At 35.8% G+C, this 18,533-nt stretch carries 19 protein-coding genes; 11 read left to right on the top strand and 8 right to left on the bottom strand.

The window, feature by feature from the left end; all coding sequences use genetic code 11:
* Positions 1-50: 50 nt before the first annotated feature.
* The 8 genes from mobT to DW835_RS11150 all read right to left on the bottom strand — a co-directional run bounded on the left by mobT (position 51) and on the right by DW835_RS11150 (position 6,765).
* Positions 51-1,262, bottom strand: coding sequence for a MobT family relaxase (gene mobT, locus DW835_RS11180; RefSeq protein ID WP_118731126.1), 1,212 nt, complete (start codon positions 1,260-1,262; stop codon positions 51-53).
* 164 nt (positions 1,263-1,426) lie between these two features.
* On the bottom strand, positions 1,427-2,824 hold the full coding sequence (locus tag DW835_RS11175; RefSeq protein ID WP_118731125.1) for an FtsK/SpoIIIE domain-containing protein: 1,398 nt from the start codon (positions 2,822-2,824) through the stop codon (positions 1,427-1,429).
* 108 nt (positions 2,825-2,932) lie between these two features.
* A complete protein-coding gene (locus DW835_RS11170; RefSeq protein WP_182430306.1) occupies positions 2,933-3,640 on the bottom strand; it encodes a hypothetical protein in 708 nt (235 codons plus the stop codon).
* A 153-nt stretch (positions 3,641-3,793) separates the two neighbouring features.
* Positions 3,794-4,171, bottom strand: coding sequence for a YdcP family protein (locus tag DW835_RS11165; protein ID WP_118633427.1), 378 nt, complete (start codon positions 4,169-4,171; stop codon positions 3,794-3,796).
* Between the two features lie 21 nt (positions 4,172-4,192).
* Positions 4,193-4,507, bottom strand: a complete 315-nt coding sequence (locus DW835_RS11160) for a YdcP family protein (protein WP_118633428.1) — start codon at positions 4,505-4,507, stop codon at positions 4,193-4,195.
* A 142-nt stretch (positions 4,508-4,649) separates the two neighbouring features.
* Positions 4,650-5,552 carry a hypothetical protein gene (locus DW835_RS11155; protein ID WP_118633429.1) on the bottom strand — a complete coding sequence of 301 codons (903 nt, stop codon included), beginning with the start codon at positions 5,550-5,552 and terminating at the stop codon, positions 4,650-4,652.
* A 521-nt stretch (positions 5,553-6,073) separates the two neighbouring features.
* Entirely contained in the window at positions 6,074-6,232 is a 159-nt protein-coding gene (locus DW835_RS18020; RefSeq protein ID WP_182430305.1) for a hypothetical protein, read from the bottom strand.
* Complete coding sequence (locus DW835_RS11150; RefSeq protein ID WP_118550190.1) at positions 6,229-6,765, bottom strand: helix-turn-helix transcriptional regulator; 537 nt, start codon at positions 6,763-6,765, stop codon at positions 6,229-6,231. The genes DW835_RS18020 and DW835_RS11150 overlap by 4 nt, the downstream gene beginning before the upstream one ends.
* A gap of 417 nt (positions 6,766-7,182) precedes the next feature.
* Here DW835_RS11150 and DW835_RS11145 point away from each other — a divergent pair, with 417 nt between their 5' ends.
* The 11 genes from DW835_RS11145 (at position 7,183) to DW835_RS18440 (ending at position 18,417) form a co-directional block, all read left to right on the top strand.
* Entirely contained in the window at positions 7,183-7,362 is a 180-nt protein-coding gene (locus DW835_RS11145; protein ID WP_118550084.1) for a DNA-binding protein, read from the top strand.
* A 142-nt stretch (positions 7,363-7,504) separates the two neighbouring features.
* On the top strand, positions 7,505-7,867 hold the full coding sequence (locus DW835_RS11140) for a BlaI/MecI/CopY family transcriptional regulator (protein WP_118550078.1): 363 nt from the start codon (positions 7,505-7,507) through the stop codon (positions 7,865-7,867).
* A 2-nt stretch (positions 7,868-7,869) separates the two neighbouring features.
* Positions 7,870-10,611 (top strand): M56 family metallopeptidase, encoded by a 2,742-nt coding sequence (locus tag DW835_RS11135; RefSeq protein ID WP_117467135.1) that lies wholly within the window; start codon positions 7,870-7,872, stop codon positions 10,609-10,611.
* A gap of 871 nt (positions 10,612-11,482) precedes the next feature.
* Positions 11,483-12,028: a sigma-70 family RNA polymerase sigma factor gene (locus DW835_RS11130; protein ID WP_118731124.1), complete on the top strand. Its 546-nt coding sequence runs from the start codon at positions 11,483-11,485 to the stop codon at positions 12,026-12,028.
* A gap of 14 nt (positions 12,029-12,042) precedes the next feature.
* A complete protein-coding gene (locus DW835_RS11125) occupies positions 12,043-13,821 on the top strand; it encodes a hypothetical protein (RefSeq protein ID WP_118731123.1) in 1,779 nt (592 codons plus the stop codon).
* Between the two features lie 19 nt (positions 13,822-13,840).
* Positions 13,841-14,011 (top strand): hypothetical protein, encoded by a 171-nt coding sequence (locus tag DW835_RS18015; RefSeq protein WP_182430304.1) that lies wholly within the window; start codon positions 13,841-13,843, stop codon positions 14,009-14,011.
* Positions 14,002-14,304 carry a winged helix-turn-helix domain-containing protein gene (locus DW835_RS11120; RefSeq protein WP_118731122.1) on the top strand — a complete coding sequence of 101 codons (303 nt, stop codon included), beginning with the start codon at positions 14,002-14,004 and terminating at the stop codon, positions 14,302-14,304. The genes DW835_RS18015 and DW835_RS11120 overlap by 10 nt, the downstream gene beginning before the upstream one ends.
* 78 nt (positions 14,305-14,382) lie before the next feature.
* Entirely contained in the window at positions 14,383-14,592 is a 210-nt protein-coding gene (locus DW835_RS11115; protein WP_118731121.1) for a type II toxin-antitoxin system prevent-host-death family antitoxin, read from the top strand.
* An 82-nt stretch (positions 14,593-14,674) separates the two neighbouring features.
* Positions 14,675-14,815, top strand: a complete 141-nt coding sequence (locus DW835_RS18715) for a hypothetical protein (RefSeq protein ID WP_347559376.1) — start codon at positions 14,675-14,677, stop codon at positions 14,813-14,815.
* Positions 14,816-15,020: 205 nt separating this feature from the next.
* Positions 15,021-17,579, top strand: coding sequence for an NACHT domain-containing protein (locus DW835_RS11105; protein WP_118731120.1), 2,559 nt, complete (start codon positions 15,021-15,023; stop codon positions 17,577-17,579).
* Between the two features lie 610 nt (positions 17,580-18,189).
* Positions 18,190-18,417, top strand: a complete 228-nt coding sequence (locus DW835_RS18440) for a hypothetical protein (protein ID WP_243037140.1) — start codon at positions 18,190-18,192, stop codon at positions 18,415-18,417.
* The last annotated feature ends 116 nt before the right edge of the window (positions 18,418-18,533 follow it).

Below are 18,533 nucleotides of genomic sequence, written 5' to 3'. Positions count from 1 at the left end.
AAAGCTCCTTTCTTTCCTGTAAGAGTTCTTAGGTTCTAAAATTGCCGCCGTTAAAGCACCACCTCCTTTGCAGCGGCGGCTTGCTGCTTCAGGATTTTTTCGTGTTTCTCCGTCAGCTTTGCATGGGTGATGATGTCATGGACAATCTGGGTGTGGTTCATCTTATCCAGACGGAGAGCCAGCTTTAATGTGGGGGCTACCTGATGGGAGAGCCAGTGCAGGGTACGTTCAAAGGAATAGGGTTCCGGTTTGGTTGTCAGCTTCATGCTGCCCCTGTGTTCTCCAATGAACCACGCCCATTCCTCACTGATATGCCAGTCAGAACGGGGCTTCGTATCGTCCCTGTCCACGAACCGGACATAGCGGTTGATGATTTGAAAGGCTGTCCGTTCTGGATTGTCATGTTCTAACAGGTCACGGATGGCGTAAAAGGCACGCTCATTTTTCAGCCGGATTTCAAAGCGGTTCTTTACCTCTGCGTCTGCAATGGGAATATCATGCTTTTTGTACTGCTCATAGTCTTTTTCGTAAATGCAGAAGTACACCTCACTTTGGAGGGAGCCGATATACAGGGTGTTCCCCATACATTCTTTTTCCTCACGCCGTACCAGTTCGCCGCTGCGGTAGCTTTTAAAGTTGCGGAAGACCGAGATACATTCCTCATTCCGGCACTTCTCTGTCAGATGGGGGATGTTCAAGATTCCCGTTTTGTCATTGATGGCGAGGTCAAGCCGCTTCATCACGCCGTCCTCCATGAGAACATCCATGAAAAACTCATACCAGCTCCGTTCCTGTGCCAGCAGATAGCTTTCAAACTGGCGGCAGCCACGCCCTTTCAGTTCCAGCAGCACCCCTTTTTCCAGTTCCGGCGATACCAGAACGAAAATATCACCCAGATAGTAATGCTCCGTGTACGAGTAGAAGCCGTAGTCTTCATGGATAAAGTAAGGCAGCTTTAGCCGCAGTACGTCTTCCACGATATGCTTCACATCCGTAGTGGGAAAACGAATCCGCACATAATCAAAGAGCATTTCAAGGGGAGTGTCTGGGTTGAAGCGTTCCAGAGCTTCCGTGATGGCTTCCTGTAATGCTTCGGATGGGTGAGCCTTGCCCGTTTCAATGTCGCTCAGGTACGGACGGGTGATTCCGGCAGCTAACGCAAGTTTCTGTTGTGAGATACCGTAACTTTCCCGTTTCTCTTTAATGTCCCGTACCCATGTTTCTTCATTCAGTGAAAATCCCTCCTGTCTAAAAAAGCGTATGTCAACTTTTGGAGCCTTGTTGACATACGCCGGATATGGGGAAAATCCCTTGTGTACCGTGGGATTCTGCCCTGTTGTTTAGTTGTTGCCTGTCGATTTGTACCCCTCTGTTAGATACGAGGGGTTTATGCTGGCGTGCCTTGCGGCACACCAGCCACAGCAGGTCAGTCCGTTTCTGCGGCTTTCGCTTCGCACGCCGCCTGCACTCCCTGCCTGCTGTCTATGAGCTTTTTTATTTCCTTGAGGAAATCATGCCCTTTTGGGACAAGGGGCGTGTAAAACTCCGAGATAACGCTGGTTCCCACATCCACATAGCCACGCCCTTTTATCTGCTTGAGAAAGAAGCCCTTTGTGGTTTCCCCGAACATCATCCCATAGCCCATTTCCGACATCCGCCCTAGAGCCACACGGAAATTGAACTGGTCACGGATTCCGTCCCCCAGATACTTTGCGTCCGGACGCTGGCAGGCGAGTATCAGGAAGAAGCCTGCCTGCCGCCCAAGCATAACGATTTGTTTTAACTTGTTGAGGACGGCGGCATTTTCTTTTGTGCCGAGCATTTCCATAAATGCCACATATTCATCAAAGATAAGGAAATTTGCCGGAAGTCCCAAGTAAGCGTAGTTTTCCCCTGTCCGGTAATTCTCCATGAGCTTCATGTCTTCGCTGCGTTTCATCATTTCTTCATAGAAACGGTCAATGCAGGCGAGTATATCTTCCTTTTTGTAGTACACATCCGGCATAACCGCCTGTAAATCCGCAAGGTCGGCGTTCTTTGGGTCTAACACGAACAGGACGGCGTTAGTGCGGAGCAGGGCTTCAATGAGGGTCAGGATGAAATAAGTCTTTCCGCCGCCGGTTCCTCCGGCAATGAGCATATGGGGGAGCTTGTCATATTCCCACCAGACATTTTCCATGAGCCGGAGCCTGCCGTCCTTTGCCTGTACATCCTCAATGGAAATACGGTTGGCAATGGTATCATAGAGCAGGGTGTACTCCACATAGGAATCCTTTAATTCCTTATCCGTCAGCTCACAGTACAAGCCGCTTTCCAGCTTTTTCTCCAAGTTTAAAAGCTGTTCCTGATATTTCCCCAAGGTGATTTCTACACGGATATGGAGCAAGCCCTGTTTCATCCGGTAGTAGATTTTGGGAAAGTAAGTGATGGTTTCTTTGGAACGGCTGGAAGACAAGTCCTTGAAAAAAGCGTCTTCCTTTCTCTGTTCCGATTCATACCACTTGTTTTCCAATACCATCCTTGCCAGCTTTTGGCGGTGGATGAGCTGCTTTACTTCATCCCTCCGGTATCGCCAGAACAGAAGAACGGCTGCAAGACACACCAGCCCTGCTACGCCCATACTGAATAACAGGTAAGGGATGTTTACATCCTGTACTATCTGGGAGAGGGACACTTCCTGCCAGTTGGTTCCGGCAATCTGTCCTGTATGAAACAGCAGGACAACCAGCAGGAAGACAGGGAACAGGGCGGCAAGGGCAGTATGGAATACAAGGTCTTTATCCGTGGGGCGGATACGTTTTCCACGGGGAAAAAGCTGTTTCATGGGAAAGTTCTCCTTTTTAAGAATATGAAAAGCAGATAACTCAATAAAAATGAATTATCTGCTTTATGGTTTAATATGAATTTTGTATAATAGATAAAAAGTGTTATTTTAATCTTTAAATAACATACTGCTATAAGTGTATAATTTTTGGCTTATTGAATTGAAATAATATGTTTCATCACAATCTACGCTGCTAAAGTCTAAGTTATCCTCGTCTATGTCTAAATCAACATCTATGTTTTTGTCCATCAAGTTATATTTTTCTAATACTCCCATTGTTAAATATAAATTTCTACGAGTAATATTGTATAATTGTACGCATTCCTTAATATCTTTTGGGGAAATATTATGATTACTTTTGTGATTTTTTGAGGAAATTTTATATAAATAATGAAAGTTTTTTATGTCGAAATCATTAAGCATAGGAAGTGCATTTAACATTATCAAATCTTCTTGTGATATATCATCATTATGTTGTCCTATATCATTTAACATTAGTCCCATTACACAGCAGGCTAATTTTGAATTTGACGAAATTATTTTGTCAAAAGAGTTTGTAATGAATTCAGCTTTGGATTGATTATCTACATATCTAATTAGTTTTTCAATACTTTCTTTATCAGCATTTTCATAGTTAAGTCCTTTTAAGAAATATTTGAACTTAATAATTGATAGTGCTTTCCTAGAATTATTTAAAAATTTAAGTGAACCTATTGCATCCTCTGCCAACTCCATTGTAGAGTCATTAAGAAAAATATCTTTGACGTCTGCATAGTCATCTGAAAATTTTACGATTTTATTCAATAAATCCGACATTTCTCCGACGAGTTTTTTCATATAGACACCCCTTATCTAAATATTTATTTACATAATACTACCATTTATTTTTTATTAAAACAACAATTTTCCCAATAGAAATAGAGGGGAATTTAACTTTTATTATTTATAAAACGCAATAGGTTTATCAAGTTATTTTGCTGTTAGGTGGTCTTTCTTCGGCGGCTGCGGATTTATTGCAGTCACTTTTTTCAGGACAATATCCTCCGCCTTGATGTACCAGTCCACCGCTGCCCCCTGAAAGGTAGCCGTTGCCACGGTGTCTGCCACAGGATTGATGATTTCCACCTCTGCATTGTAATCAAATTCCTTTAATGGCACGCTGGCAGGAATGGAAACCTGAATCATACGCCCCTGTCCTCTGGATTTTAAGTCATAGGTACGCTCCTTGATTTCTTCTGATACCGAGCCGTCTTCATTCTGGAGGTGAACCTCACGGCGGAGGGCAGAAAACTTCAATGCCCCGAAAGTTGCTTCCTTGTCAATTACGATTCCGTTTGCTAATCTCATAGTCTGATGTCCTCCTTTTCCTTACGCTTTTATCATATCGTCAGCGTGCAAAATGTAGTTGGTAAAGCCCCTTGTGCCGATTTTATAGCCCTCTGCGGTGATACGGGGATTGATGAGCTTTACACGTTCCTCAAAGTCAAAATGCTTCTCTCCGGCTTCGGCAGGGAGGATAACCACAATATCATCCGCCCTTTGTACATCTGAATACAGGTTGAAGCTACGGGAGAGTATCGCCATGCGTCCGTTGATTCTTCTCTGCTCTGTTTTGTCTTCTCCGGCAAACTCCAAGTTGCCAAATGTCTTTTCCATGTTGGGGATAACGAATTTTAATTCCATATAGATGTACCTGTCCTCTCTGAATGTTGTGTTTGATGGTTGGTTTCGGGTGCTGGTTTGGAAGTGGAGGGGAACGCTCCGGCGGTGGTGATTTCTTCGTAGTATCACATCCTTTCTGGTTTTGGGGTAAAAAAATAGACGCTCATTTTTGAACGTCTATTTCCCTATTTAGTTTTGCAACTAATTTACATTGAGTTGTATGTTCTGTATATTGATAATTGTCATATTTTTTTCTTAAAGTGTGAGTTTCGGAATTAAATAAGTGAACACTTCCTTCTAATTTATCTAACATATCAGCAGCTTCGTCAGAAGAAGTTCTAATTACATAATCAGAATACAATAAGTATGTTGATGATTCACGACCTATTCTAAAAAATTCAATAGGGTTAAAAAAAGTATCTTTTAAATTTGGTGAGATTCTTTCATCATCAGAAATTGCCATTGTATAATCTACGGAAAATATTTTTGAAAATCCTTCTATTTTTTCGAGTATATAATCTGTATCATAGGAATTTTCTGAATAGAATGTTTTGTTTAAATAATAAATATTGAGTAGAAATAAGGCAGCTAAAGCTTTAATTAAACATTCTAAATTTGCATATCTAAAAAATTTTACTCTATCATGCTTTATTTTATTATAGGCATAATACCAAGACCAGATACTTTTAGTCTTTCCGTTTAGCGTATATGTTTTATCTTTTTTAAACGGAACAAGCTTAACATCAAATATATTTTCATTACAGTTATCTAGGTCAAACGACACATATTTTTTTGATAAAAGAAATAAGTCTTCAAGTTTTTCGAAATAGTCGTTAAAATATACCACTTTGCGGATATGTTTATTTTTATCATAGAATTTAATTTTTTCACGTTTGCACAACTCTTTAGATATGTTTTCTATTTCAGAAACTGTTCTTAAAAGTAATTCAGAAATTTTAATTGAATAAGTTTTTAACTGTTTCTTGTCAAAGGTTATAAAATAGCTTAATTCGTCTAACTCTTTTTCTAATTGTTTATATACAGGAAAAAATAAATTTTGTTGCATACAGAGCCTCCTAATTTTAAATTATAAAATATTATACCATTTTTTTTAAAAGTGAAAATTGTTTTTAATATCCTAAAATATATTTTATAATTCTAAGTTTAGTACCAGTATGTTTTAAAGCAAAAATAGACGCTCATTTCTGAACGTCTATAGAGGGAAGATATTGAGGTTTGCTGGTCTATACTATAAATCTGGATGTACTTCGATTGCATTTTTATTGCATTTTTTATTTTTTTTCATATAGATTTTAGTGGTTGATAGTTCCTGAAAATGCCTTAAAATCAATGATTTTCACTTATATGGCATACTGTCTGTCTGGAGTTTGAATAAGGTGGAGTGCCAAAAGAACCCAGTATTTATGCGGCTTCCAAACAAAAATGTTTAAGTATTGGCAACGATTTGGCAACAGTTTTTCCTTATTCAATGAATAAGATTACTTTATGAGCATAAGAAAACCTTACTGATTTTCAGATATGACAACTGAAAATTGGTAAGGTTTTTTCATGCTTATTTTGTGGAAATTAATCTAAGTCAAGTTCCGTATCTAATTTTTCATCAATTATTACATGATCCCGTTCCTGACGGGTTGTGTCATGTTCCCAAGGAGCGTTGTTATCATCAGATGAAGATGCTTGTGGTAATGGTTTTGATGGAACTGTGTTAGGAATATTAATTTTCATGTCTGTTCTCCTTTTTTAGTATTCTTGAGTTCTTTCTCTAACATATCAAAAAGTTCTTGTGAAGGAACCTTAGCCCAGATTTGGTGTGTATCCAGTTCAGGATATTTGTAACGCCAGTCATCATATTCTTCTTTGGTGCTTTCGCCAGTCTCCAGCTTCTTAGCTTCGGTGAGCCATGCACGGAGCATTTTATCCATTGAGGAATAGGTAGAATAGTCGGACTTATCCAGACGTAAGACTACTTCTCCATCCATTTCGTCAATTTTCAGTCCATACATATCTTCCAATGCGAAAAAGGTGTGCATAAGACCGATGTAGGTATCTATATCCGGTACGGTAAGTGCATGAGTGCTAACATCAAAGATACCAGCCATTTCTTTTACAAGGTCATGCTTGGGTACTCTTGCTTCTGATTCGTATTGCGCCATACGGACATCAGAAGTTTTGCCAAGAAAGCCGAGGACTTCTCCAAGCTGCTTTTGTGTCATGCCTTTTCTGTTACGAAAAAATCGAATTCGTTGCCCGATTGCCATAGTAATGCCTCCTTGTTTTCCGAAGGAAAATGCGACTGCCATTGCTGGAGCAGAGGCATTGCCTCCTGTCATGTTGTTGCCATTTATCTGTTAGGTAAAACAGAAATGTTTAAGTAGAGTATAACATGTGTTAATGAGGATAGCAAGAAGAACTTAAATAAAAATGTTTAAGGTTTTTCTGCAAACCACTTGACTTAACGGAAAATGTTTAGTATCATACAAACAGAAACTTAAACAAATTAAGTTAAGTTAAAACTGAATGACCGTCCGAGCAGATACCATCCGGAAAAATATGCGATGACCGAAAGCGAGCGTACGAAGGGATGGAAACACGACAAAGTACCACGCAAGGCAACCTGTTAGGAACCAGTGAGGGAGAACGGCGAACAACAAATAATGACGAAAGGAGGAGGTTGTATGGAGAACAAATCATTTATGACGGTGGAAGAAGTTGCAAATGAACTGGGCGTATCAAAGTCTTATGCCTATAAGGTTGTAAGAGAGCTGAATACAGAATTGCAGAAACTTGGTTATCTGACTGTATCTGGCAGGGTAAACACCAATTTCTTCCGAAAGAAGCTTTGTTATAGCGAATAGACTAAACTGTTTTTAAAAAATATGATTTGAACAATTTGATTATAAATAAGACAATGATGAAATTATACTTGACAATATGGTCTAACGATATTAGACTTATATCAATAAGAGGTCTAATACTGTTAGACCAAAGGAGGTTGCTATGGTAGAATTGAAGCTTGGAAATGTTGAATCACAGTTTGCCGATATTATATGGAACCATGAACCCATTCCATCCGGCGAACTTGTTAAGATATGTGAAAAAGAGTTGGAGTGGAAAAAATCAACTACGTATACAATGCTTAAGCGTCTATGTGAACGTGGAATCTTTAAGAATGAAAATGGAATCGTATCATCACTTATGACAAAAGCTGAGTTTGGTGCCGCTCAAAGTGAGAAATTTGTGGAAGACACATTTGAGGGTTCCTTGCCAGCCTTTTTAGCAGCGTTTACTACACGTAAAAAACTAAGCAAAGCTGAAATAGATGAAATCAGGCAGATGATAGATTCCTTTGAGGAGGAGTAGGTATGGAAGGTATATTTATAAAATTGCTTAATTTAAGTATTCAGGCATCAATTCTTATAACTGTAGTTTTGTTGCTTCGCTTTATACTTAATAAATCTCCAAAGTCGATCAAATGCCTCTTATGGGCGTTGGTAGCAATAAGGCTTGTATGTCCGTTTTCTATTGAAAGCAAATTTAGTCTGGCTCCGGATGCAGAAGTTGTGAGCATGGATAACTATGTAGGAATGCCAAATGTTCTATCGAAAACGACGGGTTCTGATCGTTATGTAAAGGGATATGCGGAAAGCTATGATCATGAAGTGGTAACAGTAGAAAAGAAAAACACGGATCCTCTCCATATTTTTTCAATCATTTGGTTGGGTGGCGTTGTTATCCTGGCGGTATACGCTTTGGGAAGCTGCTTGAAGATATGGAGAAGAGTGAAACTGTCTATACGTACAACGGAAAACATATATATCTGTGACCGGATAGATTCTCCTTTTATTTTTGGAATAATCAAGCCACGTATATATTTACCTTCCCGAATGAATGAAGAACAAAAGGAAAGTGTAATAGCCCATGAGCGAGCACATTTAAAACGCTTGGATCATTTTTGGAAGCCGCTTGGTTTTGGCTTACTTTCAGTGTACTGGTTTAATCCGCTATGCTGGTTGGCATATATTCTTTTTTGCAGAGATATAGAACTGGCATGTGATGAGAAAGTGATCAAAGATATGGATGCAAAGCAGAAGAAGATTTATTCCAAAGTTCTTCTTTCGTTTAGTGAATCAGAAAAACATGTATTGGCGTGTCCGCTTGCTTTTGGTGAAGTAGGAGTAAAGGAAAGAATAAAATCTATTTTGAATTATAAAAAACCTACATTTTGGATTATTGCAGTAGCGGTCATTTCAATTTTGGTGACTTCTGTATTATTTTTAACAAACCCTCAAAATAATACATATGAAATAACATTTCATATTCCGGCAGAGTGTGAAGGGGCACTTGTTTTTGCAGATGAGGAGATATCGCCGAAAGGGAAAACGGTTTCCTTTTTAGTAGGACAGGATGTCGGAGATACCGCAATCCAACTGAAGGGTGTTGAGGTAAAGGAAGAAAATGCCTATGATGAGCCTGTGTATGCGACGCCGGGAATGCCTGCCAAAATGGAGGTTGAGAAAGGAGCATGGTTTCAAGTAGGTATTTATGCAAGTAATGATACAGCAGAAGAAAAAACAGTTCATGTGACTGTAAAAGATGTGGAGGTTCGAATTGCAGCAGATAAGGACACTACTGCGGAAATTGCGCCTTTGCAGGATATAATAGAGGTAAGTGTACCGACCATCGATTTGTCAGCTACTACCGGAGCAGATGGAAGTACTATGTATTATGCAGATGAAAGTATGTTCATCTTTGGCGGTTACTATGGTTTGTTTGTATATGATGTAACAAAAAGCCAAATCATTCGAAGTGTTGATTTGGCTCCTATAGGGTGCAATGATACGCAAGGTGATAATGCATGTGAAATAGTTGCCACAGAAGATGGCTCAAAGGTTTTATTAAGTCCGGTATCTAGTAATATGATGTATGTTTATTCTGTGGCGGATAATCAGATGTGGAGGGAACCGTACAATTTGGATGGTTATGACTTATATAGGGATAAGTATTCAGATCAAGTTGTTTTTGACGGAAAGCGTGCTCCATATGAAAAAGATGGTGATATCAAATTTTATTGTCTGGTAAACGATACAACAATTGGGGAACTGGGATATGCGATGGATATTCAGTCGTCATACCATACAATATTTGAAGAAACAAATTCGATTTACCATAATGTCTTATCAGAAGTTGTTAGCAGAGTCGGTTTGGAAAATGCATATTCCTGGAATAATACTGTGGAATTTAAGGAGGATGCGGATGTATTAATAAAAATGGCAAACGATGATACTGATGAATATGAAGTCTATGGCATTATGAGCGCAGAATATGGCGCTTTTGGTTTACTCCTGAATGATAAAAAAGAAGGAGAGGATCATTGGAACTTTGCATATGTTCCCTGGTTTTATTCAGGTGCACCGGATGGACAGCCTGTTTTAGAACCGACATCGGATGGAAAGTTTTTATTTACCTATGTTTATGCATATGATGATGCACCTCTATGGCGGGAGTGCATCCTTGATTGTGGCTACGATACAGGGTATATGGAATTGAAGACTATCATGGAATTCACACAATCAAATGAAACACCATCAAGGGCATATGTTGAAACATTGCAGGAGAGAATTTCGGCAGATATGGTTGCTGGGAAATTACCATTTGTAGTTACCTCCGCCATTAGGGAAAATCCCTTGAGATTGGAGGTAGAATTGACTGAGATGACAGATGAGAACATAAATATCATTCGATCATATGAAACAAATGGCAGTGCTATAACAATTGTACAAAGCAGTGGTATTGTAGACGATTTGCAACATAATAATACAGATTCACAAAGTCGAATGGCTCCGGGAATTTCAAAAGAAGATGAAAATCTGGGTGTGGTGTATGAGGAAGTTGACGGAGGATATGTTGTCGATGGTGATATGTTTTTTGAGTATTACATTGTCTTGACAGGAAAGGATCCCAACGCAGCGCATGGTACACAATTTATAGTGCTTACGAATGATCAGCATATTACATATGAGCAGGTTTCCAAGAGTTTCTTAAGCAGTAATAGTGCAGATAGTTTGTCAGGGACAATAGTTATTGGAATGAAAACGATTGATTGACATAAAGAATCAGTTTCTGGTGTGTCTGCTTGATTTCTTGTTAGAGAGAGTTGCTTTATTTGACAAACTTGGTATAATAAGTCATGGCAACACTTTGGCAACAGAAAATCAGTAAGCCAAAATAAAATTTGTAAATAAAGTAAAATACCGGCAGATTTTGAATAAAACTTAAACAAAACAATTTAAGTTAAATAAACAACTTGCCGAGTTTGAATAGTAAACAGAGCTTCATAAATGGCGTAAACAAGCCATTTATGGGGCTTTTTCTTTTATCGTGATACCTATATGATACCTGTTTTGATAGTACCACAGATATTAATAAGTACTAAACAGAAGTGTCATAGGTATTTTCTATTATCACATTTCTTTTTATTTTCAAAAATTATCCCAATTATATGAAGCACCAAAAACTGGTGCAAATTAGTGAAAATACACCAGTGGTGTTACTTCCGTAATTTGTGGGTTGGTTATAGAATTAATCGCACAGAAAGTTTTTAACACACAATGTGCCAGTATTGCCACAATGTTACCTGATGACGCCGACAGTGTTTGTAGAGACATATTTATTGGTTTAAGTATGGATTAATTGTACTTAAAGAAAAAAAGTCCGTCAGAGAATATGTTTTGACGAAAAAAGTCCATGAGAGAATATTTTACAAATTAGTGATTTGATTTACCATTATAACTGCAAACGATATCATGTCTGGTTACTTAAAAATATAAAAAATCTGCTTTGAGGTGGAAAAACTCTGCTGATAAGGGATAAAGTAGTGAAAATTTATTTGTTGAAAATTTTGGTAATTATAAATTGATTTATTTGTCACATAATGCATGTTTCAAGTGTCTAATAGACAGAAACAAAGAACTTGATATGAATTATATTTTAGTGCTTATCAAGTTTGGAAAGGAGAGGGCGATGAGTCTTATTGAAGATGCTAAAAATAAGAATCCGGATGCGTTTGAACAGCTTATACAGCCACAATTACAAAGAATGTATCGTGTTGCAATTTCTATGCTGCATAATGAAGAAGATGCTGCAGATGCAATACAGGAAACGGTTCTTAAATGCTGGCAAAAAATTGGACAACTGAAAAGCGAAGAGTATTTTGGAACGTGGCTCACTAGAATACTAATAAATCAATGCAAAGATATTTTGAAAGAAAGAAAAAAGGTTGTTCCACTTGAAGAGTTTCCGGAACTTATACATGAGGATCATTACTTTACCAATGAATGGAGAAAAATATTAAGTAATTTAAATGGAAAGTACCAGATTGTTATGGAACTGTATTATGTGGATGGGTTTTCTACCAAAGAAATTGCAAGGATGCTACATATAACAGAAGTGAATGTCCGTAGTAGAATGGTCAGAGGGCGGAAGCAACTGGAACAGATTCTTACGGTAAGAGCAATGGATTAGTTGGAGGTTTGCTTATGAAAATAGATGAATACAAAAAAATTAGTGATAATGTGCAGGTGCCTGATGTTGTATGGGAAGGATATCAGAATGCTATTAAACAAATTAAAATGGAAAAAGAAACAGATAAAAATATTGTGAAAATTTCTAAATGGAAAAATGTGAATGCTCTTGCTAAAATTGCAGTTGTATTCGGGGCAGTTGTATTGTTATCGGGTGGTACTTTTTTATCTGTAAAAGCCTATATAAGTCATTTAGAAAAAATAAGAAACATGGAAGCTGAAGAAGTTATTGATTTGTATGAGAATATCTTCCAGTATGATAGTAAATATATGTCCAGATCTATGTCTGCAGATGAGGAGAGACGTTTTAGCGAATTATATGATTTGTATTGTAGAGATATGGCAGAGCCGGAGGGAGAAGTTGCTGTTATTTCTTCAAAAGATGAATACAATGGAGAGGGAATTGCGTTTTCTAAAGAAGAGGGTATCTTAAACCTTCCTATGCAGGAAATGACGGACGAAGAAATCCTTCAGCTTGTGGTATTTAATCTGCTGGGACGATATGTTGATTATGAGGCATATGTGAAAGCGAGCAACCCTTTGTACTATTTGAATGCTTTAGAACAAATGACCATGCAGGAGGTTGATGAATTATACATAAATTATAGTTCTGCCAATACGGAGACTAGCTTTTACAATAGAGAGTTATCCTTTGATGAATTGGGAAGAAGAAAAGTTCTGAAAATGCTTTATAAAAGCGGAGAAAAGCAGCCGGAGAACACAATGCCTATCATTCAAAAGGAGAGTGAATATAGTGGGGAAGATATAGCGTTTTGTGTTAATAATTGTACTTTTTATTTTCCGAATGATGAATTGAGCGATGAACAGCTTTTAGAGCTAATTGATTTTCAAATAAAAGTTGATTATTGTAGACAAAGAATAGAGGATGAGATAGAGCGTGGGATAAGAAGTGATTGGCCTTATATAGAATATGTGGAAAGAGAAAGAATTATAACCTTGGATTCCGATGTAAAAGTAGATGATGAAATCTTATCCCAGCAATGGTTAAAAGCTTATGAGGATATTTTGAGGGAGTATTATAGAGAAAATAGTACCTATTATGAAAATCCCGAACGTTACTATGCAAATGTCTGTTTTATATATCTGAATGATGATGAAATTCCAGAAATGTTATTTAGTCACGGATGTACTGATTTGGATTATGATGATAGATGTAATTTGCGAAATTACTTATACACTTATAAAAATGGAGAAGCGGTACTTCTGACGCCGGGTGCAGAAACGATAGATGATTTCTACGGATATAATAAACCTTTCAGCTATGTAGAACGAAAGGGTATGGTTTATTGCGATTATTATTATATATATGATTTTACAACATATAATAGCGAGACAGATATGATTGATAATGTAAATGATCACATGTCTAAAATGGATGTATGGGATTTGGATACCTTGACCTGTACCTCGTCGAATGCTAATATTGAAATGTTACATGCTATTTATAATTATGTTGAGGAAGAGTATGCAGACGCCACATTTAATGTTGAGTATTATGTCAATGTTTCGGATATTATACGAGATGAAAACACAGGTTATGTAAAAGAGATTATTGGAGAAAAGGTGGACCGCCAAACTTATGAGAAAAGTGAGGCGAGTCTCTGGAGTGGAGAGCAGATTACGACTCTTTCTATTAGCGATTATGATAAGATATACGCTGATGACAATCTGTTAGAGGCACTTGCGCAATGCTACTTGAAAAATAGAATGTGATTTTTCGGGAGAAATTACTATGAATAAAAATCAAGTAGAAAAAGTGATTTGGTGGGCATATATTATTCTACTATTTGCGATTGTTGTTAAATTTAAAGGATCTTTTGCTGAATTGAGGGATAGAATTACCTCATATTCATCGCAGGAAGCGGTAGTATTTAATGTCATTCCCTTTCGGATTTGGAAATAAATATCACAAAACGATTGGTGAAAAAGCAACAGGAAGAAATCATTTTAACATTTACAGAATTTGAAATTTTATTGTTGTTGGCTCAAAATGCTGGGATAGTATTCAGCAAAGAACAGATATATGATGGTGTTTGGAAAGAACCATATTTCGGCGATTACAACATTGTTATGAGCCATATTCGTAACATACGGGCAAAGATAGAAGATAACCCAAGTAAGCCAGTTTACATTCAAACGGTCTGGGGAGTTGGTTATCGATTTAATCAGACACTGCAAATAAGGGAAACGCTGTAAAAAACTTCGTTGATTTTTACAGCGTTTTGGCTATAATAAAAGATAGAATATAGTATTGATTTTGAAAGGATGGTAACTATGCCAAATATATTACCGGTATCTGATTTGAGAAATTACAATGAAGTGTTGAAGAATTGTCAGGTGGGAGAGCCTGTTTTCCTTACGAAAAACGGAAGGGGAAGATTTGTGGTAATGGATATAGAAGATTATGAGCGTGATAAAGCAGAAAAGAAGCTTTTAGAAAAACTACAAGAGGCAGAGGCGGCTGTCAAGGATGAAAAAGGTTGATTGTCATTGGATGAATTAAAGGCAATGGTTGGAGAATAGAGCATGATGAAGTTACGGATTAATCCGTTAGTAGCAAAGGAACTTGAAATCTATTAAGGATTTTATTGCTGAGGATAATGCAGATAAAGCATTGGAAACAGTGCAGGAGATTTACCGTCAGTTTGAGAATATACAGCAGTTCCCTTACATTGGTGCAGACCTGTCTAAGCGTGTAAGTTTTTAAGACGGATTATAAGTATGTGGTGTGGCAAGATTATGTTGTGCTGTATAAGGTTGTTAAAGAAGCAGTGGAGATTTACCGAGTGGTAAATCGGTATCAGGATATTACGAGGATATTTGTGTAAATTTTTTGATATGAAAATGCAAGAACAAATTTATATTTATTATAAAATGTAAAATGAACATGAGAGAAAGAGAGGAATATTCAAATGAATCCAACTGTTGAAAGTGTATTGTGTAGTATAGTAGCATCGATTATTTGTGATATAGGAAAGTATGGATTAGGCCAATTGAAATATAGGAAAGTAAATTTCGAAAAAAAAGATGTAGAAAAATATGTTTTTGAAAAGATAGATAAAAAGTATGAGTTGTTGTGCGATTCAGGTATACTTTTAGATTTTCTTAAAAGTCCATTGATTATTGATACTATAAATAATTATATTACTTATGTTATTACTGGAAAATTAGAAGTAAAATTATCCAATAATGGCATAAATAAAAAAGGAAAAAGCAAATATTTGGAAGAGTCAGAGATTATTGATTTTTTGTCAGATAATCTCCAGAAAAGATATATAGATGCAAATGTACTTACGATACCTGAAAAACAGTTGATAGAATCCTTTTTTTCGGAAATGTTCTCATTAAGCAGTAATTATATTTTTGAGCAATTAGGTCACGAAGAAGCTGCAATGATATACTTTGTCAATAACAAAATGAATTTATTAGGAAATGGGGTTATATCAAAGCTAGATGAAATTGAGTCTATTTTGAGACAAAGTATTCAATCTGAGGTGGTTTATACTGATGATAAGTATTTAGATGATAAAGAATACTATATTAAAATTCTGAAAGATAATCATAGAATGGCACATATATATTTATTGGATAAATTTGATATTAATGAATTCTATGTTCCACCCTTTCTTACGCAGAGGGAAGAAAAGATACATGGGTTAAATTTCAGATATATACGAAATAATCCAATGTATAGAATCAGTATGCAAGAAAAATTACCTAATGAAGTTGATTTTGATGATTGGAAGTATATTTTTGAAAGAAGTAACATAGTATATGTTACAGGGGGAGCCGGTTACGGAAAATCCTTATTTATGAAGAAATTGATTGGGGAATATGAAAAGTTAAATATTGTTGATGCTGATGAATATATGGTTATTTATGGTGAATTGAAGAATTTCTTTATAAATAATACAAGTAATCCTATGTCAGTCGTCGATTTTTTACAGAATAGTATGAAAAGAGAGACGCTTATTGAAGATTCTAGGGTATCTAAAGAATTAATAAATTATTATTTAAAGAGAGGGAGATGCATTATATTACTTGATGCATTGGATGAAGTAGATAAAGAGAGAAGGCAAGAATTGCATAGTCATGTGATTCATTATTTTAAAAATCAAAATCCTAATAATAAAGTGTGTATTACATCGAGAGCAAGAGGTTTTTTACCAGAAAAGAATATTGAAGTGTTTGAAATAGAACCATTGGATAGGGTTCAAATACAAACATATGTTGATAATATTATTAAATTAGGTAAATTTGACAAAAGTGATAGAGAATCTTTTTTACAGCAAACACAGATATTGGTTGATAAAGGTTTTTTAAACAGTTTTTTAGTATTATCTCTTTTGATTAATATATATAAGGCAGAAAGAGAATTACCAGAAAATAAGTTGGAGTTATATCAAAAGTGTTTTGAGTATATTTCAAATAAGCGAGAGAAAGAAAAATCACAAGAAAAGTACGATTGGGCACTTATTTCAACATTAATGAAAGATAATACATTCATGGAATTAGCAAATCTTTGCTTGCCTAATAATAGTGATGTGAGTAAGGATATAATAAAAGAACGATTAACTCAGATTTATAAGACAAAATATGTTTCAGAAAATCAAACGGAGTTGGCAATTGACCAGTTTTTAATATTTTGTTCTGATCGAACTGAACTTTTTGTCCCAGCTTCTGGTGAGGATTGTTTTAAATTTTTTCATCGTTCATTTTTTGAATATTTTTATTCACAATATATTTTTACAAGAATGTCGAGTGTTGAAGAAATATATGATGCATGGAGAACATTTGATGTAGATTCGGAAATTTTTGAATTAACATTGGCTATGTTTAAGCAGAAAAATGAGAGCAAATACCAAGAAATTGTTGAGTTTCTTTTGAAAAAATTGGAAAAAGCATTTAGCAATAATATTGAAAGAATTAATGTAATGAATATGCTTGTTTTATGTATGCAGGTAATAGATGATGAATTATATAAAAAGCAATTTGTTAATTTTATTGTTGATAACGTAGAGTTCTGTAATAAAAATATTCAAAAAATTCATAATCAAGGATTTATTATTAACGTTATAAATTCTAATAATGATTATAAGGATATGGTTATTAATAGATATGGAGATATTGCAATATATGAGAGTGTGATTGCTTTCTTGAAGGTATATCCTGAGGCAGAACAATTTCTTAAACAAAATAGCAAACGTAGTGATTTTAACCAACAAGTTGAGTTATTTAAATTTAGATTTGAGCATTTTTATAACTTTAATTTTTATTCACAAATGTATTTTTCAAATATTGCTATAAATAAAGTTTTTGAGAATCTGTCAAGTACAGATATAGTCACATTAGGAAAGAAAATGGGAGCAACAACTAAAGAAATTAATAAAACACAGGCTAAATATAAAAAGTATTTGGCTTTAAAACCTGAAATAAAAGAAAATGTAGATAAATTGTTGTTGCAGAGATGATGGAAAATATTTGGGTACAATTTGGGTACAGCAGCTTTGAAACCACATTAACAAGATACAAAATCGTATCAAAATGATACGGTTTTGAAACGCAATAACAATTAAGTAACATGAAAAAGCAAACCCGAAAAAGAGTTTGAATAGAACTTTTTTTAATGGAACCCTATTGACATTCCTTTTTGCGTCTGCTTGTATGAAGATACAAAGAAAGGTTACCACTGACCGATATGCGGTATATAAATGGTTGAGTCGATAGTATAGTCTTTCGCCGCAAGGCGATGGACTTTTCCCCATAAATGGTACAAACAAGCCATTTATGGGGATTTTTCTTTTATTGTGATATCTATATGATCCCCGTTTTGATAGTACCAGAGATATCATTATGCTTTATTAAGCTGAAATATATGTAGATATGTCAATCGTTTGAGAAATTATTTAAAGAATATGTTATGATAATAATATAATGTTTGATTTTACTCATAATATTATTAAAATGTGTATACTGAGATTTCTAATATCACAGATGATGCACAAAGTTGATTTAATAAATCTGATGTAGTTGTTACAGCATAAAATTATAGTGTCCGATGGAGTATGAAAGGGGATGTATATGATTTATAAAGGTATTATAATTAAAGCAGATCCATTTTCATACAATTTGGAATTTGATGATAGAATTACTCTTATTGGTGGAGATAGTGGTACGGGTAAGACATTTCTTTATGGATTGTTGAAAGATATAAGACTTACAGAGGAATACAATGCTATCAAATTATTTAATTACAAATCAGATGACTTTTTAGAAGCAATAAAACAGGCCGCAATAATTTTATTGTGATAGATAATGCAGATTGTTTGATTAATGATGATGTTAGGAGATTCATTAATTTTGAATTATCAAATCAGCATATGCTTTTCTTACAAAATTGTGATGGACTCAATGTATCTGATAAG

It is taken from the genome of Clostridium sp. AM34-9AC (assembly GCF_003480225.1).
GTDB classification, from domain to species: domain Bacteria; phylum Bacillota; class Clostridia; order Lachnospirales; family Lachnospiraceae; genus Acetatifactor; species Acetatifactor acetigignens.
The sequence above is the reverse complement of the archived record's forward strand: the minus strand, read 5'-3'. Positions and strand labels throughout refer to the sequence as shown.

Coding starts and splice junctions, on each gene's coding strand:
- DW835_RS11140 (WP_118550078.1), top strand. CDS start 7,505: ATGGTAGAATTGAAGCTTGGAAATGTTGAATCACAGTTTGCCGATATT.
- DW835_RS11160 (WP_118633428.1), bottom strand. CDS start 4,507: ATGGAATTAAAATTCGTTATCCCCAACATGGAAAAGACATTTGGCAAC.
- DW835_RS11170 (WP_182430306.1), bottom strand. CDS start 3,640: ATGTCGGATTTATTGAATAAAATCGTAAAATTTTCAGATGACTATGCA.
- DW835_RS11175 (WP_118731125.1), bottom strand. CDS start 2,824: ATGAAACAGCTTTTTCCCCGTGGAAAACGTATCCGCCCCACGGATAAA.
- DW835_RS11115 (WP_118731121.1), top strand. CDS start 14,383: ATGCCAAATATATTACCGGTATCTGATTTGAGAAATTACAATGAAGTG.
- DW835_RS11145 (WP_118550084.1), top strand. CDS start 7,183: ATGGAGAACAAATCATTTATGACGGTGGAAGAAGTTGCAAATGAACTG.
- DW835_RS11165 (WP_118633427.1), bottom strand. CDS start 4,171: ATGAGATTAGCAAACGGAATCGTAATTGACAAGGAAGCAACTTTCGGG.
- DW835_RS18015 (WP_182430304.1), top strand. CDS start 13,841: ATGAATAAAAATCAAGTAGAAAAAGTGATTTGGTGGGCATATATTATT.
- DW835_RS18020 (WP_182430305.1), bottom strand. CDS start 6,232: ATGAAAATTAATATTCCTAACACAGTTCCATCAAAACCATTACCACAA.
- DW835_RS11155 (WP_118633429.1), bottom strand. CDS start 5,552: ATGCAACAAAATTTATTTTTTCCTGTATATAAACAATTAGAAAAAGAG.
- DW835_RS11150 (WP_118550190.1), bottom strand. CDS start 6,765: ATGGCAATCGGGCAACGAATTCGATTTTTTCGTAACAGAAAAGGCATG.
- DW835_RS11105 (WP_118731120.1), top strand. CDS start 15,021: ATGAATCCAACTGTTGAAAGTGTATTGTGTAGTATAGTAGCATCGATT.
- DW835_RS11135 (WP_117467135.1), top strand. CDS start 7,870: ATGGAAGGTATATTTATAAAATTGCTTAATTTAAGTATTCAGGCATCA.
- DW835_RS18440 (WP_243037140.1), top strand. CDS start 18,190: ATGATTTATAAAGGTATTATAATTAAAGCAGATCCATTTTCATACAAT.
- DW835_RS11130 (WP_118731124.1), top strand. CDS start 11,483: ATGAATTATATTTTAGTGCTTATCAAGTTTGGAAAGGAGAGGGCGATG.
- DW835_RS11125 (WP_118731123.1), top strand. CDS start 12,043: ATGAAAATAGATGAATACAAAAAAATTAGTGATAATGTGCAGGTGCCT.